Annotated in this window: 21 protein-coding genes and 1 pseudogene; 9 read left to right on the forward strand and 13 right to left on the reverse strand. The window is 69.9% G+C overall.

Going from position 1 to position 25,560, the window contains the following annotated elements; all coding sequences use genetic code 11:
* Window positions 1-190 precede the first annotated feature (190 nt).
* Both AB0D85_RS22810 and AB0D85_RS22815 read left to right on the forward strand, forming a co-directional pair.
* Window positions 191-847 (forward strand): annotated as a pseudogene (locus AB0D85_RS22810) (arabinan endo-1,5-alpha-L-arabinosidase); the annotation flags it as partial.
* Between the two features lie 80 nt (window positions 848-927).
* The gene (locus tag AB0D85_RS22815; protein WP_362322922.1) at window positions 928-2,439 is read left to right on the forward strand and encodes an alpha-N-arabinofuranosidase; all 1,512 of its coding nucleotides are present in this window, start codon (window positions 928-930) and stop codon (window positions 2,437-2,439) included.
* A gap of 89 nt (window positions 2,440-2,528) precedes the next feature.
* On the opposite strand, the gene AB0D85_RS22820 is transcribed toward AB0D85_RS22815, so the two are convergent.
* The gene (locus tag AB0D85_RS22820) at window positions 2,529-5,516 is read right to left on the reverse strand and encodes a beta-galactosidase (protein WP_362322924.1); all 2,988 of its coding nucleotides are present in this window, start codon (window positions 5,514-5,516) and stop codon (window positions 2,529-2,531) included.
* A 73-nt stretch (window positions 5,517-5,589) separates the two neighbouring features.
* Here AB0D85_RS22820 and AB0D85_RS22825 point away from each other — a divergent pair, with 73 nt between their 5' ends.
* Window positions 5,590-6,048, forward strand: a complete 459-nt coding sequence (locus AB0D85_RS22825) for an Rrf2 family transcriptional regulator (RefSeq protein ID WP_362322926.1) — start codon at window positions 5,590-5,592, stop codon at window positions 6,046-6,048.
* Window positions 6,049-6,067: 19 nt separating this feature from the next.
* Here AB0D85_RS22825 and AB0D85_RS22830 read toward each other — a convergent pair whose 3' ends face one another.
* Window positions 6,068-6,940: a calcium-binding protein gene (locus tag AB0D85_RS22830; protein WP_362322928.1), complete on the reverse strand. Its 873-nt coding sequence runs from the start codon at window positions 6,938-6,940 to the stop codon at window positions 6,068-6,070.
* Between the two features lie 290 nt (window positions 6,941-7,230).
* Here AB0D85_RS22830 and AB0D85_RS22835 point away from each other — a divergent pair, with 290 nt between their 5' ends.
* The gene (locus AB0D85_RS22835) at window positions 7,231-7,899 is read left to right on the forward strand and encodes a DUF4360 domain-containing protein (RefSeq protein ID WP_362322930.1); all 669 of its coding nucleotides are present in this window, start codon (window positions 7,231-7,233) and stop codon (window positions 7,897-7,899) included.
* Window positions 7,900-8,065: 166 nt separating this feature from the next.
* Here AB0D85_RS22835 and AB0D85_RS22840 read toward each other — a convergent pair whose 3' ends face one another.
* Together AB0D85_RS22840 and AB0D85_RS22845 are read right to left on the reverse strand one after the other, a co-directional pair.
* Window positions 8,066-9,049 carry a helix-turn-helix domain-containing protein gene (locus tag AB0D85_RS22840; protein WP_362322932.1) on the reverse strand — a complete coding sequence of 328 codons (984 nt, stop codon included), beginning with the start codon at window positions 9,047-9,049 and terminating at the stop codon, window positions 8,066-8,068.
* 23 nt (window positions 9,050-9,072) lie between these two features.
* Complete coding sequence (locus AB0D85_RS22845) at window positions 9,073-9,864, reverse strand: helix-turn-helix transcriptional regulator (RefSeq protein ID WP_362322934.1); 792 nt, start codon at window positions 9,862-9,864, stop codon at window positions 9,073-9,075.
* Window positions 9,865-9,990: 126 nt separating this feature from the next.
* Between AB0D85_RS22845 and AB0D85_RS22850 the strand changes: the two genes are divergently transcribed.
* Window positions 9,991-10,383, forward strand: a complete 393-nt coding sequence (locus AB0D85_RS22850; RefSeq protein WP_362322936.1) for a nuclear transport factor 2 family protein — start codon at window positions 9,991-9,993, stop codon at window positions 10,381-10,383.
* A gap of 857 nt (window positions 10,384-11,240) precedes the next feature.
* Here the strand turns inward: AB0D85_RS22850 and AB0D85_RS22855 are convergent.
* From AB0D85_RS22855 to AB0D85_RS22865, 3 genes are all read right to left on the reverse strand, one after another.
* Window positions 11,241-11,825 (reverse strand): hypothetical protein, encoded by a 585-nt coding sequence (locus AB0D85_RS22855; RefSeq protein ID WP_362322938.1) that lies wholly within the window; start codon window positions 11,823-11,825, stop codon window positions 11,241-11,243.
* Between the two features lie 60 nt (window positions 11,826-11,885).
* Window positions 11,886-18,113 (reverse strand): DNRLRE domain-containing protein, encoded by a 6,228-nt coding sequence (locus AB0D85_RS22860; RefSeq protein WP_362322940.1) that lies wholly within the window; start codon window positions 18,111-18,113, stop codon window positions 11,886-11,888.
* A gap of 537 nt (window positions 18,114-18,650) precedes the next feature.
* On the reverse strand, window positions 18,651-18,872 hold the full coding sequence (locus tag AB0D85_RS22865) for a hypothetical protein (protein ID WP_362322942.1): 222 nt from the start codon (window positions 18,870-18,872) through the stop codon (window positions 18,651-18,653).
* A gap of 243 nt (window positions 18,873-19,115) precedes the next feature.
* Between AB0D85_RS22865 and AB0D85_RS22870 the strand changes: the two genes are divergently transcribed.
* Window positions 19,116-19,346 carry a hypothetical protein gene (locus AB0D85_RS22870; protein WP_362322944.1) on the forward strand — a complete coding sequence of 77 codons (231 nt, stop codon included), beginning with the start codon at window positions 19,116-19,118 and terminating at the stop codon, window positions 19,344-19,346.
* Window positions 19,347-19,352: 6 nt separating this feature from the next.
* Here AB0D85_RS22870 and AB0D85_RS22875 read toward each other — a convergent pair whose 3' ends face one another.
* From AB0D85_RS22875 to AB0D85_RS22885, 3 genes are all read right to left on the reverse strand, one after another.
* Entirely contained in the window at window positions 19,353-19,880 is a 528-nt protein-coding gene (locus tag AB0D85_RS22875) for a hypothetical protein (protein WP_362322946.1), read from the reverse strand.
* A 93-nt stretch (window positions 19,881-19,973) separates the two neighbouring features.
* The gene (locus tag AB0D85_RS22880) at window positions 19,974-20,834 is read right to left on the reverse strand and encodes a DUF2690 domain-containing protein (RefSeq protein WP_362322948.1); all 861 of its coding nucleotides are present in this window, start codon (window positions 20,832-20,834) and stop codon (window positions 19,974-19,976) included.
* Window positions 20,831-21,592, reverse strand: coding sequence for a peptidoglycan-binding protein (locus tag AB0D85_RS22885; RefSeq protein WP_362322950.1), 762 nt, complete (start codon window positions 21,590-21,592; stop codon window positions 20,831-20,833). Before AB0D85_RS22885 ends, AB0D85_RS22880 begins: the two co-directional genes overlap by 4 nt.
* A 250-nt stretch (window positions 21,593-21,842) precedes the next feature.
* Between AB0D85_RS22885 and AB0D85_RS22890 the strand changes: the two genes are divergently transcribed.
* Window positions 21,843-22,232 (forward strand): hypothetical protein, encoded by a 390-nt coding sequence (locus tag AB0D85_RS22890; protein WP_362322952.1) that lies wholly within the window; start codon window positions 21,843-21,845, stop codon window positions 22,230-22,232.
* Between the two features lie 28 nt (window positions 22,233-22,260).
* Here the strand turns inward: AB0D85_RS22890 and AB0D85_RS22895 are convergent, their stop codons facing one another.
* Both AB0D85_RS22895 and AB0D85_RS22900 read right to left on the reverse strand, forming a co-directional pair.
* Window positions 22,261-22,530: a DUF397 domain-containing protein gene (locus AB0D85_RS22895; RefSeq protein ID WP_362322954.1), complete on the reverse strand. Its 270-nt coding sequence runs from the start codon at window positions 22,528-22,530 to the stop codon at window positions 22,261-22,263.
* On the reverse strand, window positions 22,527-23,348 hold the full coding sequence (locus AB0D85_RS22900) for a helix-turn-helix transcriptional regulator (protein WP_362322956.1): 822 nt from the start codon (window positions 23,346-23,348) through the stop codon (window positions 22,527-22,529). The genes AB0D85_RS22895 and AB0D85_RS22900 overlap by 4 nt, the downstream gene beginning before the upstream one ends.
* 129 nt (window positions 23,349-23,477) lie before the next feature.
* Between AB0D85_RS22900 and AB0D85_RS22905 the strand changes: the two genes are divergently transcribed.
* Entirely contained in the window at window positions 23,478-23,960 is a 483-nt protein-coding gene (locus AB0D85_RS22905; protein ID WP_362322958.1) for an ATP-binding protein, read from the forward strand.
* A 77-nt stretch (window positions 23,961-24,037) separates the two neighbouring features.
* Entirely contained in the window at window positions 24,038-24,718 is a 681-nt protein-coding gene (locus AB0D85_RS22910) for a hypothetical protein (protein WP_362322960.1), read from the forward strand.
* A gap of 79 nt (window positions 24,719-24,797) precedes the next feature.
* On the opposite strand, the gene AB0D85_RS22915 is transcribed toward AB0D85_RS22910, so the two are convergent.
* A complete protein-coding gene (locus AB0D85_RS22915; RefSeq protein WP_362322962.1) occupies window positions 24,798-25,556 on the reverse strand; it encodes an intradiol ring-cleavage dioxygenase in 759 nt (252 codons plus the stop codon).
* Between the last annotated feature and the right edge of the window lie 4 nt (window positions 25,557-25,560).

Here is a 25,560-nt window from a genome sequence, read left to right on the forward strand (position 1 = left end):
CGCCGCCGCTGCTACAGTCGGCCTGTCCGGCAACGTAGTTGGCGGACCTACCGCCGGACGGGCGGGAAGTCAGGCCGGTGGAGGCCCGCGTAAGACCGCGCGAAAATCGTGGCAGCGGCCGTTGAAGCAGGAACCCGCGGATGTGCCACCACGTGGTGCAGGCCGGAATCGCCAGCTCTCGGGCGGGCGAGGACGTCAATGGCTCTACTACGCGGTCGTCTCCTCCTGGGGTACCAACCAGGAGGCGATCGACGTAGCGACCTCCCGGTCAGGTCTCCCGGGCGCCTGGCAGGACCAGGGCAAGGCCTTCTCCTCCGAGACGTCCGACTCCTGGAACGCCATCGACCCGGCGATCGTCCGCGCCGACGGCAGGCTGTGGATGGCGTTCGGCTCGTACTGGACCGGCATCCGCATGGTCGAGCTGAACCCGAGGACGGGCAAGGCGCTCCCGGGCGCCACGGTCGCCCACCTGGCCACCCGCCCCGACGCCCCCTACGCCGTCGAGGGCGCCTCGATCCTCCACCACGGCCGCTACTACTACCTCTTCGCGTCGTACGACGCCTGTTGCGCGGGCGTGAACTCGACGTACAAGATCAGGGTGGGCCGCTCGACAACGGTGACGGGCCCGTACACCGACAGCACGGGAACGCCGATGCCGGCCGGAGGCGGCGACCTGCTGCTGTCCTCCCACGGCCGCTACACAGGCCCCGGCGGCGAATCGACGTTCCGCACCCACGGCAAGACCTGGCTGGCCTACCACTACTACGACGCCGACGACAACGGCACCCCGAAGCTGGGGCTGAACCCCCTGGGCTGGACAAAAGACGGCTGGCCCAAGCCCCTTTAGGGGCGCGGGGAACTGCGCGAGCAACCCCCACGCACCCGCACCCGCCCACGATTGAGAACAACCCACCCCGAAAGGCGAAAATGCGCACCGCCCGCTTCACCCTCGACCCCGCCTTCACCATCGGCGAAGTCAACCCCCGCCTCTTCGGCTCCTTCGTCGAGCACCTAGGCCGCTGCGTCTACACCGGCATCTTCGAACCCGGTCACCCCACGGCGGACGCCGAGGGCCTCCGCCAGGACGTCCTCGACCTCGTCCGCGAACTCGGCGTCACCACCATCCGCTACCCCGGCGGCAACTTCGTCTCCGGCTACAAGTGGGAGGACTCCGTCGGCCCCGCCGAGGACCGCCCCCGCCGACTCGACCTCGCCTGGCGGTCGACGGAGACCAACCGCTTCGGACTCTCCGAGTACATCGCCTTCCTGAAGAAGGTCGGCCCGCAGGCCGAGCCCATGATGGCCATCAACCTCGGCACGCGGGGCGTGGCGGAGGCCCTGGAACTCCAGGAGTACGCCAACCACCCCTCCGGCACCGCCCTGTCGGACCTCCGCGCCGCCCACGGCGACAAGGACCCCTTCGGCATCAAGGTCTGGTGCCTGGGCAACGAGATGGACGGCCCCTGGCAGACCGGCCACAAGACGGCGGAGGAGTACGGCCGTATCGCCGCCGAGACCGCCCGTGCCATGCGGCAGATGGACCCGTCCGTGGAACTGGTCGCCTGCGGTTCCTCCAGCCAGTCCATGCCGACCTTCGCCGAGTGGGAGGCGACGGTCCTCGCGGAGACGTACGACCTGGTCGACTACATCTCCCTGCACGCCTACTACGAGCCCCACGACGGCGATCTCGACTCCTTCCTGGCCTCGGCCGTCGACATGGAGTCCTTCATCGAGAACGTGGTCGCCACCTGTGACCACGTGGGCGCCCGGCTGAAGTCCCAGAAGAGGATCAACCTCTCCTTCGACGAGTGGAACGTCTGGTACACCTCGAAGTGGCATGAGATCGAGAACTCCGCCGACCGGGACTGGGCCGAGGCCCCCCGCCTCCTGGAGGACAACTACAGCGTCCTGGACGCGGTGGTCTTCGGCTCCCTCCTCATCGCCCTGCTCCGCCACGCCGACCGCGTCACGGTCGCCTGCCTGGCCCAGCTGGTGAACGTCATCGCCCCGATCCTGACGGAGCCCGGCGGCCCGGCCTGGCGCCAGACGACGTTCTTCCCGTTCGCCCAGGCCTCCCGGCACGGCCGCGGCCAGGTCCTCGACGTCCGCGTCGACTCCCCGACCCACGACACGAAGAAGTACGGCGAGACAGCCCTGCTGCACGCCACCGCCGTCCGCGCCGACGACGGCACGGTCACGGTCTTCGCCGTCAACCGCAGCCAGACGGAAGCCCTGCCCCTGGAGATCGCCCTGAGCGGCCTCGACCTGACCCGGGTCACGGAGCACAGCGTCCTCGCGGACAAGGACCCCGACGCCCGCAACACCCTGGCGGACCCGGACCGAGTCACGCCTCACCAGGCCGAGGGCACGACTCTGAACGGCGGCACGCTCAAGGCCACCCTTGAGCCCCTGTCCTGGAACATGATCCGACTGACGTAAGGGTCAGCGCCCCTTGCTTTTAGGGGCGCGGGGCTGTGTCGATGTGCGGCTCCGCCGCGTGGGCGCGACCAGCCCCCACCGGCCCGCAGTCAACGACCGGGGGAGGGAACCGTCTCCACGGAAACTCCCCCGGCCGCACTGCCGAGCAACTCCAGCCGCACCGCCCCCGGCCCGCACTCACTCGTCCCATCCGATAGCACAGCAAGCGCCAACGTGTTGGAACCCCGAGTCCGCAAGATCCCGTTCGGCAGCACAAACGTATGCTGCGGCCCCACGTCATTGACGTACTGCCCGAGATTCCACCCGTTCAGAAAGATCTGCACCCGGTACGCCCGCCCCGGATCGTCCTCCAGCACCAGCCCCACCGACGCGTCGACCCCGTCCGGTACGGCCGGCCGGAACCCGGTCCGGTACCAGGTGACCCCCATCCCCCGGTCCGCGCGGGGAAGTTCGGCCGCCTCCCACGCACCGTCCGCGAACCCGGGCAGATGCCAGCCCTCCCGTTCGCCGTACAGCCCGCCGTTGTTCTGCGGCCCGCGCACGGGATCCGGGGCGACGGCCCCCTGGATCCGCCAACTCACCTTCGGGGACACCCCCTTGAAGGTCGCGGCGGTCAGCCCGCGCGCCACCTTCTGGGTGTCCGCGGACCCGCCGTCCATGTCGTGCTGCATCCGCCGCACCAGCACGGACAGCACATGCGACCGCTTCTCCCGCTCCTTCTTCTTCAGTTTGAGCCCGGCGACGGGGAATTCGGCCGTCGCCGCCCAACTGCCCTGCCGGACCGTCTTGGCGTCCGGCACCGGCATCCGGTGCGAGCCCAGCGGTTTTCCGTCCAGCCAGGCCATGAGCATGCCCTGCGTCCCCGTGCTGTAGGAGAGGGAGACGGACTTCAGGTCCTCGATGTCGCCCTCGACCCGCGCCCGGTACCAGACGTCCCCGTAGTGGAAGCCGTAGTCGTCGGCGAAGAGCACCGGTTGGCCCTTCGGCACGGGCGTCGTGCTGAACGACGTCTTCTTGTCCGCGACCGTCCACGAGGAGTCGTCGAAGCCCGCCGCCGACTCGGGGTTCTCGGTTTTGCGGCGCCAGCCGGCGAGGACCGGCAGCGCCGGCTTCGGCGCGCCCGCCATGTCCGACTCCGCGACCAGGCTCCCGGAGAGGCTCACCCGGGTCCGCACCGGATGCCCGTTCCAGGTGACGGATTCGATCCCGCGGGGTCCCCAGACCTCCAGCCCGGTCTCGCCGACGGTGTCGCCGGTGAGCTGTACGGTCGTCCCGCTCAGCTTGGCGTGGCGGAGCAGTGCCGGGCCGTAGACGAGGAGCGTGCCGGACGGGGTGTCGTACGGGAACAGCCGTACGGACGTCGCGTCGTCGGCGAAGAGCAGGAGCAGCGGGGTGTCGGATTCGCCGCGCTGGACCAGGACCCGGGTGAGCCCGCCCTGGCCGAGCGGCGCGGTGACGTGCAGGACGCCCTGGTCGTAGACCCAGGCCGCCTCGGCGTCGAGGCGCTGGACGAACGGCTCGCTCGGGCACTCCAGCACCAGGTGCGCCATCTCGCCGTAGCGGCCGGTGAACAGGGCGATGTCCTGCCGGCCGGCGGTGAGCAGGAACGTCGGCTGGGCGGTGCAGTACCGCAACGTCCGTTTGCCGAGGGCGAGTCCGGTGGTGAGGAGCCGGGCGTCGTGGGCGGCGACAGTGACTTCGATGTCATCGCCCGCGTCGGTCCTCAGGGTGGACGTCACCTCGCTCGCCCCGTCGTTGCGCAGCACGTACACATGCGCGCCGGTGTCCGGGTTGGTGAGGTGGTACGCCTTCAGGCCGGGTACGCGGACGTCGGCCGCGCGCTCCAGTTTCGCGAAGTCGGGGACGCGTTGCAGGAGATGGCCGAGCTGGTGCATCGGCGCGATCTTCGTCGTGACGTTGCGGGCCTCGTCGATGGCCGCGCCGTAGTCGTACGACGTGTAGACGACCGGCGCGGGCAGCCAGCCCCAGGTGGTGCCGCCGTAGGTCATGTAGACGTTGTGGAGGGTGATGCCGTTGGCGAGGTTGGTGAGGTAGAAGCGGCGCTCGTAGGCCTCGTCCCGGGTGCGCCGCGACTCGGCGTAGCCCTTCCCGCCGAACTCGACCCCGCCCCACGGGTCGAACCAGCCGCCCCCGAACTCGGGCACGAACCCGGGCGTACGGGGGCTGGCGGTGGCGCCGCCCTTGAGGCCGCCGATCCCGAAGTCCCCCCAGTCCGGCGGGGCCTGGGTGGGGGAGGGGTAGCCGTCGAAGCCGTACAGCCACTTCCCCTTCTCCCCGCCGGTGTCGAACGAGCCGGGGATCCAGTAGCCGTTGCGCCCCTTGTCGTTGTGGAAGAGGGGGACGTCGATGCCGTCCCGCCGCACCTTCTTGTACAGGTGGGACATGTACGCCGGGCCGGTCGGGTCGGTGACGTGGCCGTCGTACTCGTTCTCGATCTGGTAGAGCAGGACGCTCCCGCCGCCGTCCGTGAGCTGGTGGCGGCGCACGACGCGGTTGACGGCCGTCAGCCACTCGTCGACGTGGGCGAGGTAGGTCGGGTCGGTGGTGCGGGCGGTGCCCGCGGTGGCGGTGAGCCAGCCGGGGAAGCCGCCGGCGTCGACCTCGGCGTTGATGTAGGGGCCGGGGCGGAGGATGACGTACAGGCCGGTCTCGGCCGCCGTGCGGAGGAACAGATCGAGGTCGCGGACGCCGGTGAAGTCGTACTCGCCGGGCGCGGGGGAGTGGTAGTTCCAGGCCACGTAGATGCTGACCGTGTTGTAGCCGTGCGCCCGCATCTTCTCCAGGACGTCCCGCCACAGGGAGGGGCTGGGGAGCCGGAAGGGGTGCATCTCGCCGGACCAGACCACCAGGCGCCGGCCGTCGACGACGAGGGAGTGGTGGTCGTAGCCGATCGTGTGCCGCTCGCCGTCGGCGCTCGGCGCGGGCGGCGGCGGGCCGGTGGGCACACTGCGCGCCGCGTACGCCGAGGGCGCCCCGGGGCCGCCGCTGCCGCCCAGGGCGAAACCGAGCGCGGCCGAGCCGGCGAGGGCACTGAAGGTACGTCTGCTGAGCGCCAAGGGATCCTCCCGGGCGATCTTACGGGGCGCGGGTCCGGTCATTCTGCACGGGTGGACGCCCCACAATGGACCCATGAGGATCTCGGCACGGGCGGATTACGCGGTACGGGCGGTACTGGAGCTCGCCGTACGGCAGGGCGACGGCCCGGTGAAGGCGGAGGAGATCGCCGGCGCGCAGGACATCCCGCACAAGTTCCTGGAGGGCATTCTGGGTGACCTCCGGCGTGCCGGGATCGTCGAGAGCCGGCGGGGCGGGGGCGGCGGCTACCGGCTGGCCCGGGAGGCGTCCGCGATCACCGTGGCGGACCTGATCCGCGCGGTGGACGGCCCGATCGTGTCGGTACGCGGCGAACGCCCGACGGGCCTGGCCTACACCGGCACCGCCCAGCCCCTGCTGCCCCTGTGGATCGCCCTGCGCGCCAACGTCCGCAAGATCCTCGAAGGCGTCACGGTCGCGGACATCGCGGCGGACGCGCTCCCGGACCCGGTCCGCGCGCTGGCGGCGGAACCGGCGGCCTGGGAGAACCCGTAGACCGCCGTAGCCTGCCGGATCAGGGGCGTACGTCGACGTAGTCGCCGGTGGCCTTGGCAGGGCCGGTGGTGGTGCTGCCGGTGAAGTTCCAGCGCCAGTAGCCGTCCTTGACCGCCTTGACCGTGGTGCGCAGGGTGCCGGTGGCGCTTGTGGTCACCGTGGCCACCGTGGTGTAGGTGCTGCCGCCCTTCGGGCGGAACTGCAGTTCCACGGCTCGGCCCGCGTATCCCGCATACCGGTAGGTGTCCCAGTTGGCCCGCGCGAGCTTGCCGGTGACGGTGATACGAGAGCCCTTGGCCACCGGTTCCGGTGTGGCGTCGACGGTGAGCCGCGCGGCACGCTTGAGGTGGAACGACGCCACGCCGGGCGCGAAGACCGAGTCGCCGTCGTTGGTGTCGACCAGGGCGTCGACCGACCAGGTTCCCGCGTCGGCGTTGGCCAGATCCACCGGATCGTCGCTGCCCGGGGCCGGGTGGGCGTTGACGGTGAACACCGTCGTGCATGCCGTCGCGGTCTCGCAGGACGCGTCGGTGGTGTAGAAACCGCCGTGCGGCCCCTTCAGGTCCACGTCGGCGAAGGACAGACCGGAGTCGTCCGATCCGGAGACGGTGACCGGGAACACCACGTTGTGCGTGGTGCCCACGATGACGTCATGTCCGGAGTCGACGACGGCACCGCTGACCACCGCGTCGCCGGACGCCGTGCCGCCGGACGCGGGCCCGGACGCGGCATCGGCGGAGGCGCCGACCCCCGCCAGCAGGACGGCGACGGCCCCCACCACGACACCGCGGCTCGTCACACGGCCGACGGACCCGCGCTGGAGGGCACGTGCGGAGGGGACGGGCGGGGCGATGTCGTCTCTGTCGCCTGGCGGTGCCGTGAAGCGGCTCATGATTCCTCCGTGAGTTGTCGGGCGGCCCGGGAGGGTCGGATGTGTCGTGTCGCCCCCTACGACTGCCGAACTGCCCCGAACGTTGCCCCAGTTCGGAGTGCGGCTGTGAAAACCGGCGCTGTGAATGGCCGGAGTTCGCCCTGACCGGTTCGCGTGGGGGTTCCTACGATTCGAGCGCCCCGGCCTTCACAGGAAACGCACAGTTTCTTCAAGGGTGAACCACTAGAGGTGAACCGTTTCGTGCGGGCCGCGGGCGTAACCCCCCACTCGATTTCCGAACTGGAGAACCCATGGGACCCAGGAGACGCGGACTCCTGCTCGGCGGAGCGCTCGCCGCGCTGCTCACCGCCGGGCTGCCCGCTCAGGCCCAAGCCAAGTCGTCGCCGGTGTTCGACAACCCGCCGCCGGACAAGATCGTCATCAATGTGGCCACCGTCAACGGCTCCGGCTGTCCGGCAGGCACCACCGCCGTCGCCGTGTCCGAGGACAACGAGGCCTTCACCGTCACCTACAGCGCCTATCTCGCCCAGGCGGGCGGCAACTCCGACCCCACCGCCTTCCGGCGCAACTGCCAGCTCAACCTGGTCGTGCACGTCCCGCAGGGCTTCACGTACGCCATCGCCAGCGCCGACTACCGCGGCTTCGCGTCCCTGGAGCAGGGCGCCACCGGCACCGAGCGTGCCTCGTACTACTTCCAGGGCTCGTCCAACACGGCCGCCGCCAGCCACCCCTTCAGCGGCCCCTACGACGACAACTGGCAGGCCACCGACACCACCGACTGGGCCCAACTGGTCTGGGCGCCCTGCGGAGTCCAGCGCAACTTCAACATCAACACGGAACTGCGCGTGAACGCCGGGACCGCGAACCCGGGCAAGGTCAGCTTCATGACCATGGACTCCACCGACGGCGACATCAGCACCATCTACCACCTGGCCTGGAAGGAGTGCCCCGCGAAGTAGCCGCTGACCGGGGCTGCCCCAGGACCCGGGGGAACCGCGCACCCGGTTCCCCCGGCGCGGTCTTCCCCGCGTCCGTCGGCGCTCGTCGGCCGGTGCCGGCCGGCAGCGCGTCCGGGTCGGACGGCGACGCGGGGAAGGCCGTACCGGCGATCTCCTCCGGCAGGACTCACGCCCTGCCCGGTGCCGTGGTCCGGAACGTGTTCCGGTACGTCTGCGGGGACACCCCGATCGCCGCGTGCAGGTGCTGCCGCAGGGACGTGCCCGTGGCGAAGCCGACCTCCGCCGCGACGCGGTCGACCGGCAGGTCGCTGGCCTCCAGCAGATGACGGGCGCGGTGCACCCGCTGCTGGATCAGCCAGCGGCCCGGGCTGGTGCCGGTCTCCTCCTGGAAGCGGCGGGCGAAGGTGCGCCGGCTCATCCGGGCGTGCTCCGCCAGCTCCTGCAGCGCGAGCGGCCGTTCGAGGTTCTCCAGGGCCCACGCCCGGGTGGCCGCCGTACCGGTCGCGCCCTCGTCCGGCACCGGCTGCTCGATGTACTGCGCCTGCCCGCCGTCCCGCCACGGCGGTACGACGCACTGCCGGGCCACGCTGTTGGCGACCGCGCTGCCGTGGTCGGAGCGGACGACATGCAGGCAGACGTCGACACCGGACGCGGCGCCCGCGGAGGTCAGCACGTCACCGTCGTCGATGAACAGCACGTCGGGATCGAGGGCGACCTGGGGGAACATCCGCCGGAACCGGGGCGCCAGCGCCCAGTGGGTCGTCGCCGGCCGGCCTTCGAGCAGCCCGGCCGCCGCGAGCGCGAACGCCCCGGTGCAGATGGAGACGATCCGGGTGCCGGGCCGGATCCGGGCGAGCGCGGCCCGCACCGGCTCGGACAGCTCGTCCGTGATCCGCGCCATGTCGTACGGCGGCACGACCACGGTGTCCGCGCCGTCCAGCGCCTCGGGCCCGTGCCCGACGGTGATCGTGAAGTCGGCACTGGTCGCCACCGTACGGTCGTCCGTCGCCGCGCAGGTCACCACCTCGTAGGCACCGGGCACACACGGGAACACCCGGTTCGGGATACCCAGCTCGAAGGGGTACACCCCGTCGAGGGCGAGAACGACGACCCGGTGGGGCCGGGTCGTCAGGAAGTCGATGGCGGCCATGGCACGATTCTATCGCTCCACCTCTATCCGGCCATCGCGCGCAAGGTCGCCGCCGTACGCGCGTCCGCCGGGAAGAACGTCTCGACGGCGATCTCGTCGAGCAGCACGTCACGCGGCGAACCGAACACCGTGGTGGTGTAGAACAGCGCGAGTTCGCCGTGCTCGGACGACAGCCGCAGCGGGACCACCAGGTCGTCGTACGCCGGCCGGCCGGAGCCCCCCTCGTCCGCCTCGGGAACCGGATAGCCCTCCAGCTCCGCGAGCAGCTCAGCCAGACCGGCCGCCGAGGTCCGCTCCAGCTGGCGGCGGACCCGGCGCAGCACATGCGCACGCCACTGCGCGAGGTTGCGGATACGTCCGGACAGGCCGTCGGGGTGCAGGGTCGCCCGCAGCACGTTCAGCGGCGGCCGCGCCACCTGAGCCGCCACGTCACCGAGGAACAGCCTCATGGCGCGGTTCGCGGCCAGCAGCTCCCAGCGCACGTTCACGGCGAGCGCCGGGTTCGGTTCGTGCCCGGCCAGGACGGCCTCCACCGCCTCGCGCGCCGCGCCCAGATCGGCGTAGGCGCGTTCGGGGTGCACCGGGGCGAACCCGGCCGCCAGGTAGAGCGTGTTGCGTTCCCGCAGGGGCACGTCGAGCTCGTCGCACAGCCGGCCGATCATGTCGCGGCTCGGGTTCGCCCGCCCGGTCTCGATACAGCTCAGATGCCGGGTCGACAGCTCGGCGGCGAGCGAGACGTCGAGCTGCGAACGCCGGCGACGCTCGCGCCAGCGGCGCACCAGCACGCCGACCGGTTCGGTGGTGGTCGTCGTCATGGTGCTCAGGCTGCCCGGCGGCGCGGGCCGGGGCAATGACCTCGCAGGTCATCGACAGCGCTCGCCCCTCGCCCTCAGAGTCGGGACACGGAAGCGCAGTTCGCGGCAGACGAAGGGACGGCCACCATGACCGAGACCGCCGAACAGCTGGAGCAGTACGTACGGTTCTGGAACACCGGTACGGAGCACGAGCAGCGCGCATACGCGAAAGCAGCCTTCACCGACGGCGTCGAGTACCGCGCGCAGATCGGGGTCCTCAGCGGGGCCCAGGCGTTGATCGACTTCCGCAACGAGTTCGCCGCCCACATGGGCACGGTCACGTTCCGCCTCCGCGAACAGCCCCAGGTGCACCATCAGCGCGCGAGGCTCCGCTGGGAGATCCGCACCGGCGAAGGCACCGGCACGTCCTTCGCCACCGGAACCGACGTCCTCCACCTCGACGAGGACGGCCGGATCAGTTCCGTCTCGGTATTCCTCGACCGGGCACCGGAGGGGTTCGACCCCGACGCACACCACTAGGGCCTGTCGTTTGGATCATGCCGGCGTCGCGGGGTGTGGCACGCACTCCCCCAGAGGGGGTACCCCCAGCGGCGTTGTCGTCACTCGCCGACGTCCCCCAGCCTTCGGCCGGGAGGTGCCCCCACCGCGTCGCCCGCCGCGGCAGCGGCTTATGTCTACGCCTCCTCCGCCTTGCAGCTGCACGCACCACGCCCCGCTCGGGTCGGCTGAAATGCGCAGTCTCTCTCAGCCGACCTGATCCAAACGACAGGCCCTAGCCGCGTAGCCTTCACCGGCATCTCCCCGGCGGAGAAGGCGCCTTCGGGAGGGGTGAAGAAGTGGTGGATCCGGTCAGGTACACGCGGGTGCTGGCGACGAGCCATACTCCAGCACACCAAACGCTACCTACCTTGCGCACGCTCTGTGACCACACGCAGCCCAACCGGCTTGGCCGCGACACCGAAGCGGCAGAGGCCGCAGGTCCCCTGACCCCTTCGAATGGCCGATGGGTGAGGCGCCACCTCATGGCCCTTCGCGCACCGTACGCCCGGCGCCCTTCCAAGGAGTCGCCGGGCGGATCTTCCCGCCCGCAGCGTCATTCAGCGGAGCGAACGCTGAGCGACAAGACGAAGAGGACTGAGGCCAAGGCAGCGATCCCCCAGTGAGATCACGACGCTGAACAGCACCACCGCGAGCGAGCCGCTCAACGCCACCCCCCTCGCGGCCGACGAGAACACGACCGTCGCCCGGGACAACGCGCACGCCCCGGGCGAAACTGCCTGACCGGACCACATCCGGTCCGGGACGGCCGAGGCGGCGCGGAGAAGGAGACGCCGGGGCCAAGGACCGCGGGGCGGGGCCTCGACGCGTTGACGGGTTCAGGGTTGCCGTGTGCTCAGGCGCTCGACGATGTCCGTGACGTTGGCCAGGTTCTGGCCCAGGTCGAAGGTGGCGATGTGGAACCTGGGTCGGCTGTGCACGACGAACTGTGTGCCAGTTCCCGACTCGGCGGCCGACACCTCGATCACCTGGGCGTAGCCCACTCCGCCGTGCGCCTTGCGTACGGCGCGCAGACTGCCGGTCGCCGGGTCCTTGGTCACCGACTTCACGCCGTCGAGGTCCAGCAGGATCTGCCGGCACCGCCCCACGTTCCAGGAGACACCGCCCTTGACCGTGACGCTGCGGGAGTGCGAGGTGGCGGCGTTCTCCACGGTGAGGGGAACACCGAGGCGCCGGACGGCCCGGAGGTGGAAGATCAGCCCTCCCGTAGAGTTGAGAAGCGTGAGTCCGCAGAGCAGACCGAGGTAGATGAGTGCGAGCACTCGCAGTTGGTCGCCCGCGTTCCTGTCCGGTGTCCCCTCCGTTGCGGTGGTGAACCCGGCGACGATCAGCACGCAGACTGCCGACTGGATCAGCGAATAGCCGAGCGCACGGCCTGCCACGTACCAGAAAACTCTGTTCATGATTCCGATCTCGTGTGAAAAGGGCGGGGCCCGGCACGGTGGCCGGACCCCGCTCCCGCACTATAGGCCTGCTTGGGTGATGCCCCGGCTGATGGCTGACCAGGCCGAGGATCCCAGGACTCTGATGATGGGTTTGCGTGCGGCGGCTATCGCTTGCTTTATCTCCTGCCCGTAAAGGCTCTTTGCTCTGCCGAATGTCAGACCTGACACGAGGCCGGCGGTGAATCCGGTGATGAATTTCTTGGCCGCGGTCCCGGCGTGGAAGCAGCGGTTGTAGCACTCGTAGGTGTACTTGGCGATCGCCATCAGGCCGCCGATCACTGCGGAGCAGATCATGGAGGCTTCGGCGAAGAACTTGCAGAGGATGTTGCCCAGGACCATGTTCAGCCCGGAGAACATGAGACTGCAGGTGATGCCGCAGTGCCGGGGCTTGTGCGAGCTCTGGCCGTTCAGGTCGAAGCTGTTGACGGGGTCGCCGTATCCGTACTCGTAGGCGTTGGCGCTGCCGTCCAGAACGGGGTCGGTCTGCAGGAAGCGGCCGGTCGCCGGGTTGTAGACGCGGGCGCCCATGAGGGTGAGACCGGTGGGTGTGTCGGAGCTGCGTTCGGCGGTGCCGAGCCAGCCGTAGCGCGTGCTGGAGGTGGTGTTGCCGAACTCGTCGTAGGTGTGCGTGGTCGCGGTGGTGGTGGCGATGTCGAGTTGGACGGCGATGTCACCGTGCAGGTTGGCGCACTGCAGGGAGGTGCCGCCGGTGGCGTTCGTCGTGGCGGCCAGGCTGCCGCTGATGTCCCTGACGTTGCGGGTGATGGTGCCGCTGCCGTCCTCGGCCGTCCAGGTGGGGCTGTCGCCGGAGTCGGCGTAGTGGTTGGTCCTGGTGGCCGAGGTGGTCCAGGTCGTTCCGCCGTCGCTGCTGGTCTTGGTGGTCCAGGCGGCGAGCCGGTGGGCGGAGTCCAGCGTCCAGGTCTGCTGGGTGGTGGAGGTGGTCTCCTGGCGGACGAGGTCGTTGGTGTAGTAGGCGAGTGAGGTGCTGCCGGGCAGCGCGGTGGTGCGGCCGAAGGCGTCGTAGGTGTATCCGGAGTCGGTGATGCGGTCGGCGCTGTCGTAGGTGTGGGTGGTCGTCGTGGTGGTGGTCGTGTCGCTGGTGCTGTCGGCGCAGTCCGTGGTGCCCGAAGTCGCCGTCAGCCCGGTGCGGTTGTAGCTCGTGGTGCTCGCGAAGGAGTAGGCACGGGTGGTGCAGGTACTGCCGGTGTCGTCCTGGGCCTTGGTCAGGCGTTCGGCGGCGTCGTAGGTGAAGGTGCTGGCGGTGGTGGTGCCGTTGTCCTCGGTGTGGCCCGCCTGCTGGCCGGTCGCCGTGTAGGAGGCGGTGTCCTCCATGACGGTGGTGCCGGCGGAGTCCGCGTAGGTGCGGTCCGTCTGCTCGCCGCCGGTGTCGTAGGTCTGCGTGAGCGTGTACCCGCCGGGGAGGGACTCGCCGGTGAGCTTGCCGTCGGCGTCGTAGCCGGTGGCGGTGAAGGTGCCGGCGACGGAGTCGGTGACCGTCTTGGCCAGGCCGGTGGTCGCGTCGTAGGTATAGGTGGTGGTGGAGGGGGCGGAGTCACTGACGGTGACCGGACGGTCCTGGCTGTCGTACGCCGTGCTGGTCGTGTTGCCGGCGCCGTCGTCGTAGGAGATCTGGCGGCCCAGTTCGTCGTAGGCCGTGGTGCTGGTCTGGCCGTTGGACGTGGTCGAGGCGACGCTGCCGTCGGTGGCATCGTAGGTGTAGGTGGTGTCCGGGGTGGCGGTGCCGGTGCCGCCGGTGATCGCCTCCTTGGTCAGGCGGCCGCCGTCGTCGCGGGTGAAGGTGGTGGTGCGGGTGGTGCTGTTGGCCGTCTCGGTCTGCGTGGCCACCTGGCCGTAACGGTCGTAGGTGTAGGCCTTGGTGACCAGCTCGCTCGGATTGGAGCCGGCGTCGGCGACGGTCGCGGCCGGTGTGAGGGTGCACACCAGGCCGGCCCATTCGGGGCGACCCTGGCAGGTGCCGCTGCCCGTGGCGGACCAGTAGGTGGTCACCGTGGTCTTGGCATCAGAACCCGAGGACGTGGGTTCGACCACGGTGAGCAGCCTGCCGTCGCTGTCGTAGGTGTACTTGGTGGTGATGGCCAGCCCGGACGGGTCGACCGTATTGGTGAGTTGCCGGCCGGTGGTCCAGTCGTAGGTGGCGGCCGTCTTCTGCTGGTCGGCGTCGGACGGGTAGCCGGTCACGGTGGCCCCGGCCGTGGTGGAGGTGAGCAGGTCGGAGACCGCGGCGCTGCCGGTCCGGTTCTCGTCGTAGCGGTAGGCGGTGTGGCTGCGGGTCAGTGTGTCGCTGCCAGCGGCCAGGTCGGCGTCGCTGGTGGCGCCGGCCAGAGTGCGCTGCAGGGTGATGGTGTGCAGCGGGCCGTAGGAGTCCGACGCCAGCTGCGCGCCGTCGGTGCCCGTCGTGTAGTCCGTGATGGTGGACAGCAGGTCGGCTGCGTCCGCTGTGCTGTTCGCCGTCGAGATTGCGGTGGCGAGCCGGGGGTCGCTGCTGGTGGTGGTGGACAGGGCGAGGTCGCGGTTGGCTGCGGACAGTTCCCGGGTCGTGTCGCCCTGCTGGTCGTACTCGACGGTGGCGATGTGGCCGCCGGGGGTGGCGGTGTTGACCTCGCGGCTCTCGGCGTCCAGGTAAGAGAGGGTGGCGGTGGAGTAGTCGCCCGACCCCAGAGTCGAACCGTCATGGCTGGCAGGAACGGATCCGGGCGGGAACACGGCCACGCCGTAGACCGGGTTGTCGTGCTGGTCCCAGGTGGCGGTGTCGGTCGGGGACAGCGAGTACGGGGCCTTGCTGCCGGAGACCGGGACGCCGTAGACGATGCTGGTGGTGGCGGTGCCGCCGTCGGTGGTGGCCGCCGTGCCGGACTTCAGGGTCGGGCGGGAGACCGACAGGAGCATGCCGTCGCCGGCGTCGCTGTTGCTGCCGACCTTGCCGTAGGCGAAGGTCCAGGGCAGCCGGCCGGGCTCGGTCAGCGTGGCCACCCGGCCCGCGCTGTCGTAGGTGTAGGAGATCTTCAGCGCCGGACTGGTCCGCGGGTCCCAGGCGTCGGCGAGCTGACCGGCGCTCGTGTAGTCGTAGGACTCGATGACCGTCGCCGTGGCGGCCGACGCGCCGGGGGCGGTGGCCCACAGCTTGAGCTGCTTGACCTGTCCGGCATAGTCACCGGCCGCCGAGGAGGTGGCCGTGGTGGCGGCGGCGTAGACGAACTCCAGCACTCTGCAGCCTGCGGTCGTGGGGTCGGCGGCACAGGTCGCCGCGCTGATCGCACCGGTGGGAGCGATGACGTACTTCGGCTCGGCCAGTACCGACCCGTCGGAGAGCGAGACCGCCTGGGAGACGACAGTGGTGGTGTTCAGCGCGTTGTCGGACACCTGGTAGGAGGTGGCCAGCTGCCAGGTGGTGGCCGAACTGGACACCTTGGTGAACGTCGCGGTGGTGCCAGCAGAGTCCTTCAGCGTGAAGGAACTGCCGGACAGTGTGCCGGTCAGGGTCAGATCCTCCGAGCCGGGCTGCGGCGTCCAGCCGCCGCCGCTGGCGAGGGTGAACCCGGTCTGGGCGCCCTCCGCATCGACCAGGGCGACCGAGGTGCTCGACTTCTCCTTCAGGTACGACCAGGTGGAGGTGGCGGCGGTGATACCGGCGGTCCAGTTGGGTCCGAAGACCGCGACCTGGTCGTCCTGCCCGGCATCCTGCGGATTCCGCGAGGAGAAGCTGCGCCTGACCGCGGCACCGAAGGCCGAGGCGTCGGTGGCGTCCAGGCTGAGATCGCCGGTCAGCTCGTTGACCTTGCCCGGGCCCGCGTCGGTGGTGGGGGCGTTGTCGGCTTTGCGGTCGACGGTGACGGTGGCCGGGTCGGTGCCGTAGGTGTTGGTGCCGTCCGTGAACAGCGCCCGTACCTGCACCGGACCGTCGTCGTCCAGGGTGCCGGCCGCCGCCCAGCTCAGATCGACGGGCTGGCCGGAGGCGGAGAAGGACAGCGGCCAGGCGGACAGCGCCGAGCCGTCGGCAGCCTTGGTGACGTCCGTGACCGGAAGGCTGTGCCACGAGTCGGTCTCGCCGATCCGGTACTGGTAGGTCACCCCGGTGAAGGCACCGGACTGCGTGGCCGTCAGGGTCACCGCGTCGTCGGTGGTGTCACCGGTGACCGGCGAGTTGAGGCTGGCCTTGCCCACACCGAACGAGTACCCGGTGGTCGACGTGGAGAGGTTGCCGCCGGAGTCGATGGTCCGGGCATACAGCGTGTGCCAGCCCTTGCCCGGCTTGATCGTGATCGTCTGCGGGTCACCGCCGCTGCCGTCGGTGGTGTCCAGCGCGCTGTTCGGGACCGTCTTGTCGTCCAGACCCCACTGGAAGCCCGCACCGTCGCTGGAAGTGGTGGTCAGCGTGCAGGTGGTACTGGCAACCGGGTCGCTCCAGGCACCCGATGGATAGTCGGAGCAGGAGATGGCGGGCTGGACCGGCTTGCCGACGTTCGGCACGAAGTACAGGTATGAGGACCAGGCGCCGTAGTCCGTGCCGTCGTAGCCACGCACACGCAGCCGCAGATGCGAGGCGGCCAACTGGCTCGCGCTCGGGATGGCCAGGCTCGCGGTGCCACCGGAGGAGACGGAGGACGACGTCGCTGTGTAGGAGTACGATGTCTCGCCCGAGTAGGCCGGGTCGTTGGTGATCTCGAACTGCGCCTTGACGGTGGACCCGTCTGGGTCGCTGACCTTGGCGGAGAGGGTCGGCGTGTAGGAGGTGACGTACCGCTTGCCGTTGTAGTCGTTCACCGACGACGGGGAGACCGCCACGGATGTGGGCGTGGTCGGGTAGGAATTGTAGTTCACGACCAGCTTCGGCGCATAGCCGGAGGTCGTGTAGTTCGCCGAGCGGAAGCGGCGCCAGTTCGTGGAGTCGGTCTCGTCCGAGCTGCGCAGCTGGATGCCGTTGTTCGCGGCGCCGTTGGCCCAGTCCTGGACCATCGAGGTCAGTGTCCAGTTCGACCAGTTCGCCGGGCACGAGGAGCTGTAGCCCCAGTGACCGGAGTTGGTGGCCATGTTGGTCGTCGTGGTCGACGGCTGCGCGCCCCAGGTGAGGGTCGTGGTGTTCAGCGTGGAGGTGACCCGCTTGGCCTGGGTCGAGGCGGTGCTGGAGCAGCTGGAGGAGTAGTACGAGTACAGCGACATCGTCGCCGACGTGATGTGCTTCCCCGTGAACTTCGACACGTCGAACTTCAGGTACGAGCGGGCCGTGTCCGTACCGGAGTCGTAGGTGCCGGACTTCAGCTCCTGCGAGGAGATCTGCGAGTCCGGGTAGTCGGGGTTCTGCACCCAGGTGTCGGTGGTGACCGCGAGCGTGGTGGTCGGGTCGACCGTCACCGGGTAGGTCGCCGTGGCCAGGAACGTCTTGTCCGGGGTCAGCACCAGGGTCTGGGAGCCGTCATCGGCAGTCTCGATCTTCGTCGCGACCTGCTCCTGGTGAGCGGACTCACCCGAGGCGTCGTCCTTGCTGGAGTCCCACATCATCGGGGCGGGGGCCTCGGCGACCACCTTGCCGTCGGCGTCTCTAAGGAGTAGGTGGCCGGAGTCTGCCTGGGAGAGTTTGAGCCCGTCCAGCTTGAGTGGAATGCGATACGTCACTGAGTCGTCGTCGGGCTGCTGGGCGACTTGGATGTTCTCCGAGAAACCCTGCGCCAGCGCAGTGACCGACAGCGTCTGCCCACCGCCTAGATCGTACGAGGCGGTGCTGTCCTTCACCTCCGGGGTAGGCAGCTTGTCCTCCCACCCGAGCCCGAAGGAATCCTTCCCCTTGGCCACCGAGGCGAGCTGGGTGTCTCCGCCGTCGGAGACGTTGATGTCCGCGGCGGCAGCCTGCGGCTCCAAGTCGTCCCCGGCGTCGGACAACGAGGTGTCGATGTCCTTCCAGGTGCTGCCCTGCTTCACCCGGATCGGACCCGCGTACGCCTCCGTCTCCAACTCCCCGCTGGGTAGTGCGTACGTGGTCGAGTCCGCCGTCCGGGCGTCCAGCACCTCGATCTTGCGGTTCTGTAGCCGGGCCATCAGCGTCGCCGAGGACTCGTCTTTCGCTTGCGCGGCCCCGTAGGAGGAGGTGGCGGCCGACTTGGTGGCGGTGTCCTGCTCCGCAGCCGACGGCACGGCGAACGCCATGCCCGTCGAGCCGACGGTCAGCGCAGCGTCCACGACGAGCAGCGAGGCGACGCCGAGTGACAGACGCCTGATTCCCTTGCCGGGCATCCCCGAGAACGGGATGCAGAGACGTCTCAAGCGGGATCTACTTTTGGACATGAAAGGACTGCGCACAAATACCCCCCAAGATCTTCACTGATGTGATCACCTGCGGGGGGATGTTTACATCCGCCCCAAAGCCCGCTCAGGGAATCCTGTGCGCCGAACCAAGATCTATAAAAGAACGTAAAATCGATCAGTCAAGTAGCCGGCAGCGCAGACCCGCACCTGACGCGAGAAGCTCACAATTAGTCGGATTTGTCACCCGCTTGGCGAGGGATGTGTCCACGAGGGCTATCCTTAACATTTGATCTACCCTTTGCGGAATATCCGACAAGGCGGACACGGTCGCTGGCTTCGATCCGCGAGGGCACAGGGACCACGGCCCACCGCTTTCAGCGGCCCGGCCCGGCTCCCGACCGTCATGACTGGAAGAGCCAGGGAAGTCACCCAGAGAGTGAAAGCCAGCCAACGGGGCGGTGCGGGAAGGCAGTTGAGCTCGATCTGCGACTGGACTACTAGGGCGTCAAATGATGGGGCTGGCGTCTACTCGGGTCCCATGGGTGCTTGAGAGGCTTTGAGTCGGCTGGCGACGTAGCTGGCGCGGTCTCCCCCGTTGAGCTTGTGCCAGTTGTAGGTCGTGCCGTCGGCGAGACCGAGGAGATCGGCGAGCATCTTCCAGTGGACGGCGCCGACCATGGCCAGCCATGCCCCGTTGCGGGCCTTGCTGGTGCTGGGGATGCCCAGGCGGGTCAGTCGTCTCTGCATGGTGGCGGAGGTGACGGGCTGGTCGGGGCGGAGGCCGGGGAAGAGGTAGGGAGTCGCACGCGTCCTGAGCGGGGCAGCCAGTGGACGCCGTTCGGCGATCAACTGTTGGAGCAGTGCGGACAGTCGTGGCCGGAGCCTGAGCGGGTCTCGGCCGAGTTGAAGACCGAGGACGCCGGGTTCCTCTGGGTGGACTAGGACGTGGTCGGTCGTGAGGTTCACCAGTCGGTCGGTTCGCAGCCCGCATTGCAGGACGAGACAGCCGGAGACGCGGGCGGTGATGTGCTCGGATTCGTCAGTCTCCAAGCGGAGAGCGGTGAGGATGCCCAACTGGGGCTGCCGGACGGCTGCGGTGGCGGCGGCTGCAACGGGACACTCGCCTTCACCAAGGAGAACGGCCTGACCAGCACGGTTCCGAAGGCCGTGTCGGAGGCCTGGGCCAAGCCGGTCATGGCTCGGGCCACCGCGTCGCCCTGACACACCTCAGGTGGACAGGGGTTTGCCGAGCCGGATCCGGGTGTCGCAGCCGAGGTCCTGGTGGTACGTGGTGGAGCCCTGCCGGTACTCGTAACGGCAGGTGGTCAGGTCGCCGTGGACGGGGCCGGTCACCTTGACCCGGGCCTCGTAGTACAGGTCCGACAGGCCGTGCGCCTTGATCCGGATCCGGTCGCCCTTGCGAGCACCGGCACGACCGACGTCGTCCGTGGCGCCGACGGGGCTCGCCCCTATGGGGTGACCGCCGGCACCGGCGCCGGCGATCCGGTAACCCGTGATCCGCAGCCCGGCCGGCACGTGGACGATCTTCCCGCTGAGGACGGTGAGCGGCTTCCCCGACGTGTTCTCCATCTGCGGCAGGGTCACCCAGTACTCCTTGCCGACCTGGGCGTGCTCGTACCCGGAGATGCCGTAGGACTGGAGGCCTCCGTCCAGGGCCGTCCCCCCGGAGCCGGAGCACGAGGTGAGGACGGTGGCGCCCAGCGCCAGGAACACGGCGAAAAGGCGTCTGGACATGGCTGAATCCCCCCGGTGGACTAGCGGTACCGGGATCAAATCACGCTGTTCAGGTCCTGTGTAGATCAGGTGGATGAAAAGTGCGTTCACTGATCACGGCTGGGGCACTGCGTAGCAAGTGGCCGGGGTTTTCGGGCCGGGGGTCACGCACGCCTTCATGTCGTGGCCGTGGCCGGGTACGGCCGCCAGGTCCGTGTAGACGAACGGGTCGGTGTCGTCGGCGTGTGCGGCGGTTACGCGCTGTGTGGGCTGGCCGGGGACGGTGAAGGTCAGGGTGGAGCCGGTGGGCGCGTTCCAGACCCGGGCCCAGGCGGCCCGGCACAACGGGTTGTAGCGGATTTCCAGCCCGATGCCGGTGGGTGTCTGCACGTGGAGCAGCGTTTTCGGTTCGACTCCGCACAGCGGCGGTCCCGGGTCCTTGCCGTTGCAGGCGACGCCCGTACAACCGACGCGGAAGCCCGCGGAGGCGTCGGAAGCCACCCGGCCCGCCCCGGTGAGCAGGAAGACGGTGCAGGCGACCAGCGCGGCGACCCCGGCGACCCCGGCGGCGACGCGCCCGATGAGCCGCTTGCGGAACAGCCGGACCGATGGCCCGACCGGAGCCGGGGTCGGAGTCGGGGTCGGAGCCGGAGCGGCATCGCGGGAAGCGGCGGGGTCCGGCGCTTCCCGCGCTCCGTCCCGCACGGGCAGCGCACGTGTCGCGGTGCGCCGGCTCCAGGCTCTTTCCGCCAGTTCCCACAGCGCGCGTACGCCGGGCTCCGGCTCGTCGGCGAGGCGGCACAGCACGCTCACCGCCGGCCAGGGCGGAACGGACCGCCCGGCCAGCCAGCGCTGCCAGGAGGACTTGCTGTAGGCCGATTCCGTCGCCAGCGCCGACAGGGTGAGCCGGCGGCGGTCGCGGAGCATCCGCAGGCGGGCCGCCAGCCGCTCGCACTCGGGCGGGATCCCCGTCATCCGCGCAACGCCGCCCAGGTGCGCGGGCCCACCTGGCCGTCGATGTCCAGGTGGTACCTCTTCTGCGCGGTGATCACCGCGGACTCGGTCAGCGGTCCGAAGTTGCCGTCCACGCCTCCGGGGGAGATACCGGCACGCTGGAGCAGGCACTGCAGTTCGGCGACCTCGGGGCCCGACATGTCGACTTCGAGCGCGTCGCTGCGGGTGTCGCTGTTCCCGGCGTACCACGACCCCGCCTTGCGGACGTACGTGCAGGCGTAGGTGATCGGACGGGCCACGGCCACCGGGTGGGCGGAAGCGGCCGACGTCTGCCCGTCGACCGCCGCCACCGTCACCCCGGCGATCACCGCTCCCGCCACCGCCGCTCCGGCAGCGGTCAGATACAGCCGCAGCCGGGTCACCGGCCGCTGAACAGGGCTTGGCGCAACGGTGGTCGGCGGTGGTCCGTGGTCCGGCGCGGCATCCGGGTCCGTACCGTCGGCCGACCGGTCCCGGTGCCAGGAATCCGCCGCCGCCCCGTGGAGCGCCAGCAGCCGCGCCGTGTCCGCGCCCGTGACCGCCGCCAGCGCCTCGACCGCCGCGGCCGGCGGCAGCAGACGGCCGTTCAGGTAACGCTCCCACGAGGATGCGCTGTAACCCGTCCGCGCGGCGAGCCTGGGCAGACTCAGGCCGCTGCCGTCCTTCAGCCGACGCAACCGCCCGACGAACTCCACCACGACGGGATCCAGTCCCCCGGGCAGTTCTTTCCACCGTGCCATACCCCGCCCCATTCCGTCCCCAGACGTTCCCCATGTCCGGCGGAAGATCGTAGCCGGGCCGGGTGTCCGTGGACGTCCCGACTCGGCGTGTCCCGGCGAACCGTCACGGAACAGTGCATCACCGCAGGTCAGAGCCGTCCCGTCCCGTCATTGCCGCACCTGCCGCGCAGTCCTTGGGAGGCGGCCCGACCGCGCCGTAGGTTCATCGGCGTCAGTCAGCCGGCTGCCACAACCGCCAAGGAGACATCTCGTGAACCTCGCCCGAAAGCTCGCCACCGGGGCCATGGCCGTCGGCCTCACCGCTGCCGGCCTCTTCACGGCCACGCCCGCCGACGCCGCCTCCGGCGGCGGCTGCGACCACGAGACCTACGGCATGTCCGCGTGCATCAGCGCCGGCGGCAACCAGGTGCTGCCGGACTTCTACATCACCATTCTCCCGAACTACTGCACCTCGGTGAGGTTCTCGCTCGTCGACGTCACGGCGAACAAGACCCTCTGGTCCACCGGGGTCAAGTGTGCCGACATGCACGGCGGTCCCTGGCACATCAACGCCACCGCCGGGCACGCCTACATGAGCGAACTCACGATGTACGGCAGCGACATGCCGATCACCTCACACAGCCCGATCTCGTACTGGTGATTCCAACCGAGTCCGGGCGGCAAGCAGTTCAGTAGGTCCTGCCGACCTGGGCACTCGTCTTCGGCACGTACGCCAGGAAGTCGGCCCAGGCGGTGGGGGAGAGGGCCAGCGACGGGCCCCGCCGGTTCTTCGAGTCGCGGATGTGGATGGCGGCGGGGCAGGCGGCGACTTCGACGCAGTCGCCGGAACCGCCGCTGCTGTAGCTGGACTTGTGCCAGGAGAGGGCCACTTCGACGCAGTCATCGCCCGAGCCGCCGCTATAACTGCTCTTGAACCAGGTCAGGTTGGTGGTCCTCATAAGTCCCCTCGCATCCGCTGCAACAGGCCGAGTGAGTCTCTAATAGTGTGAGCCTGTGAGCGCATCCTGGCATACCGCATCTGGAGCATGCTGACCACTTTTGGATCGGCGATCAGCTGACCGCTCTCCTGGCCTTCGCAGTAGGCGAAGCAGCGGTTCTCCGGGGTTTCCAACAGCCGCATGGGGCCGTCAAGTCCCGCGTGCGTCTCCTGTACCTGCGGCATGACCTGGATCTCGACGTTCCGCAGCTCCGCGAGTCGGAGCACGTGATCGATGAGTTCCCGGGTGACCTCCGTGCCGCCGGTCCGGCGCAGGAAGACGCCCTCCTCCAGGATGAAGCTGAACGCCGTGTTGGGGCGCTCCCGCAGCAGTCGTTGCCGGTCCGCTCGGGCCAGCCACTGTGCCTCGATCTGCTCGTCGTCCAGCGGCGGCAGCTGCTGGGTGAACAGCGTCCGCGCGTACGCCTCCGTCTGCAACAACCCCGGAAGCAGGCGGCACTCGTACGTGTACAGCGTGACCGCCGTCCCCTCCATCCGGGCCCACCGCCGGAACCACGCCGCCAACCCCGGCTGCCGTGCCAGGTGCGCCGCCGCCCGCCGCAGCGCGCCCGTGTTGCCCAGTACCGCCTCCGCCGCCTCGATGAAGGACTGGTCCGGCATCCGGCGTCCCAGTTCGATCGACGCCACCGTGTGTTTCGAGAACCGCACCAGTTCCGCGAACTCCTCCCGGCTCAGCCCCGCGTGCTCGCGCAACGCCTGGACCACCGCCCCGAAGGTCCGCAGGCTGTCCGACGACTCCGGCTCCACTCCATCGCCCACGTAGGCCACCTCTCGCCCCCATGGTGACGGTAAGTCACCGGTACGGTCCAGTCGGTGACCGCGTACGCGGCCCCGGCGTACGCGGCTCCCACCTGGAGAACCGCCCTTTCCAGGCGGCAGATTGGGCGCATGGAAGCTCCCCCCACCACGGTCACCGTGAGTCGGACACTCGCCCAGCGGCTGAGTGCCACCCCGCGGGGTGCCCGGCTCGCCCGGCATCTCGCCGTCGCCCAACTCCACGCGTGGGGAGGGCGGTTCGCGGCGCCGGAGGTGATCGACAAGGTGTCGGTGATCGTCGCGGAGCTGGCCGCGAACGCGGTCACGCACGGGCGGGTGCCCGGCCGGGACTTCGAGTTACGGCTCTCGCTGGTGACGGGCGGCGTGCGGGTCGAGGTCACCGACACCCGGGCGGAACAACGGCCGCCCGCACCCGGGGCCGTACGGCCGCCCCGGCCGCTGGAGGACGGCGGGCGCGGGCTCGTGCTGGTGGACGCGCTGGCCGACCGGTGGGAGGTGCTGGACCGCGAGTGCGCCGACGCGCCCGGCAAGACCGTACGGGCCGAAGTCGACCTGCCCCTACGGCACCGGGACCGCGCGGCACCTCACCCGTGACGTGCCGCCGATGCGTCGCCGCCCGTTGCTTTGGGCATGACTTGTTCGCCCGTTGGAACGAGAAAGTGGTACGTGTGATGAAAGATGCCGGGGAGACGACGCGGCGGCGGAAGTGGACCGTGCGGGGGCTGTGGACCGTGCTGGCCGTGCCCGCGAGTGCCCTGGTGACCGCAGGCTCGTTCGGCATAGCGTACGGCGCGGTCGAGGCACCCGGCTGGTGGGCGTCGTCGGTCGTCTTCGTGATGGCCCTCGTCGCGACCGGCTGTCTGATCGGACTGGTCGGTCTCCTCCTCGACCCGCACCGGGAGTTCGGGAAGCCGGATCTCGTGGCCGCGGTCTGCGTCGCACTCACGACGGCCACGTTCACCTACGCGCTGCAGCAGCAGGCACTGCACGACCGCGGTCGGATCGAGCAGGCGGTCGTGACCTCGGTGTACTACGTCGACGGCGGGGGAGGCCTGAGCGACGGAGGGCGGGTGGCCCGGCTGGCGGATCGGTCCGGCCGCGAACTGGCAGGCACGGTGAGCGCCGGGCATCTCGCCGTGGGGGACCGCCTCACCGTGACCGTCGACCCCGAGGGCAGGCTTGCGGTGCAGCGGGGTTCCCGGCCCGGGACCCCCCGTCTCTGGTGGGAGATCTCCGCCCTGCCGGCCGCCTTGCAGGCCCTCGTCTGTTCCGCGATCGGTTTCTCCACGGCCAGGCAGAACGAGTGGTTCTGGGAGTCGCGGCGCAGCGCCGCGGCCGGGGCCGCCGCGTGAGCGGCACCTTCGCAGGCCGTGCCGGGTCGGCCCCTGGGGGACGTACGGGCGCACCTCGGCGTCCCCCAGGGGCCGGGCGTCAGCTGGAGACGCCGAGGGTGAGCGTGCCGGTGTAGCCGGCGGAGGTGGAGCCGGTGACGGTCATGAGGCCGGAGGAGGCGCCTCCGTCGTCGTAGATCCCGTCCTGGGCGAGCGTGGTGCGGGTGACCGTGTTGGTCGAGTAGGGCGAGACCTTCGCGACCGCGGTGGTGATGGTCTCGTTGATGAAGAGCTGGCCGGTGTGCAGGGTCGAACCGCCGGTGAAGGAGCCGTCGGAGGTCAGGGTGACGCCCGTGTGGACCTTCACGTGGATGTGGATGCAGCGGCCCTGGTACCAGCCCGGGTAGATGGTGGTGATGTTGGCGACGCCGCTGGAGTTGGTGAGCACGCCGCCGCGCAGGAAGGTGCCGTCGTCGCTCTCGCTGTGGCCGTTGGCGCCGACATAGCCCGAGTACTCCCCGAGCGCGTCGGCGTGCCAGACCTCCACCAGGGCGTTGGGGATGACGGTGCAGGCGGAGTTGACGACGGTGAGGGCGAGGCTGAGGGTGATGCCGGACTTGCCCTCGGTGATGTTGCTGCGGACCAGCGCGCCGTCGAGGTAGTAGGGGCCCTCGGTCATTTCCTCCGTGAGGGTGCAGACCGCCGCGGCGGCGGCCGGCCGGAGGTCGGGGGCGGCGGAGGCCGCGGGGGCCTCGAGCGAGACCGCTGCACCTACGGCCAGGGCAGCGGCGGTCGTCCCGGTGGCGACGAGTACGGTACGGCGCCCGACGGAGCGGGCGTCCTCTGAGGTGTCTGTCATGGAC

The organism is Streptomyces sp. NPDC048277, from assembly GCF_040652235.1.
Taxonomy (GTDB): Bacteria; Actinomycetota; Actinomycetes; order Streptomycetales; family Streptomycetaceae; genus Streptomyces.

What these genes read in the sequence shown, in the direction of transcription:
- AB0D85_RS22815 (WP_362322922.1), top strand. Translation starts at nt 928, where the DNA reads ATGCGCACCGCCCGCTTCACCCTCGACCCCGCCTTCACCATCGGCGAA.
- AB0D85_RS22825 (WP_362322926.1), top strand. Translation starts at nt 5,590, where the DNA reads ATGAGGATCTCGGCACGGGCGGATTACGCGGTACGGGCGGTACTGGAG.
- AB0D85_RS22830 (WP_362322928.1), bottom strand. Translation starts at nt 6,940, where the DNA reads ATGAGCCGCTTCACGGCACCGCCAGGCGACAGAGACGACATCGCCCCG.
- AB0D85_RS22835 (WP_362322930.1), top strand. Translation starts at nt 7,231, where the DNA reads ATGGGACCCAGGAGACGCGGACTCCTGCTCGGCGGAGCGCTCGCCGCG.
- AB0D85_RS22840 (WP_362322932.1), bottom strand. Translation starts at nt 9,049, where the DNA reads ATGGCCGCCATCGACTTCCTGACGACCCGGCCCCACCGGGTCGTCGTT.
- AB0D85_RS22845 (WP_362322934.1), bottom strand. Translation starts at nt 9,864, where the DNA reads ATGACGACGACCACCACCGAACCGGTCGGCGTGCTGGTGCGCCGCTGG.
- AB0D85_RS22850 (WP_362322936.1), top strand. Translation starts at nt 9,991, where the DNA reads ATGACCGAGACCGCCGAACAGCTGGAGCAGTACGTACGGTTCTGGAAC.
- AB0D85_RS22855 (WP_362322938.1), bottom strand. Translation starts at nt 11,825, where the DNA reads ATGAACAGAGTTTTCTGGTACGTGGCAGGCCGTGCGCTCGGCTATTCG.
- AB0D85_RS22860 (WP_362322940.1), bottom strand. Translation starts at nt 18,113, where the DNA reads ATGCCCGGCAAGGGAATCAGGCGTCTGTCACTCGGCGTCGCCTCGCTG.
- AB0D85_RS22865 (WP_362322942.1), bottom strand. Translation starts at nt 18,872, where the DNA reads ATGCAGAGACGACTGACCCGCCTGGGCATCCCCAGCACCAGCAAGGCC.
- AB0D85_RS22875 (WP_362322946.1), bottom strand. Translation starts at nt 19,880, where the DNA reads ATGTCCAGACGCCTTTTCGCCGTGTTCCTGGCGCTGGGCGCCACCGTC.
- AB0D85_RS22880 (WP_362322948.1), bottom strand. Translation starts at nt 20,834, where the DNA reads ATGACGGGGATCCCGCCCGAGTGCGAGCGGCTGGCGGCCCGCCTGCGG.
- AB0D85_RS22885 (WP_362322950.1), bottom strand. Translation starts at nt 21,592, where the DNA reads ATGGCACGGTGGAAAGAACTGCCCGGGGGACTGGATCCCGTCGTGGTG.
- AB0D85_RS22895 (WP_362322954.1), bottom strand. Translation starts at nt 22,530, where the DNA reads ATGAGGACCACCAACCTGACCTGGTTCAAGAGCAGTTATAGCGGCGGC.
- AB0D85_RS22905 (WP_362322958.1), top strand. Translation starts at nt 23,478, where the DNA reads ATGGAAGCTCCCCCCACCACGGTCACCGTGAGTCGGACACTCGCCCAG.
- AB0D85_RS22910 (WP_362322960.1), top strand. Translation starts at nt 24,038, where the DNA reads ATGAAAGATGCCGGGGAGACGACGCGGCGGCGGAAGTGGACCGTGCGG.
- AB0D85_RS22915 (WP_362322962.1), bottom strand. Translation starts at nt 25,556, where the DNA reads ATGACAGACACCTCAGAGGACGCCCGCTCCGTCGGGCGCCGTACCGTA.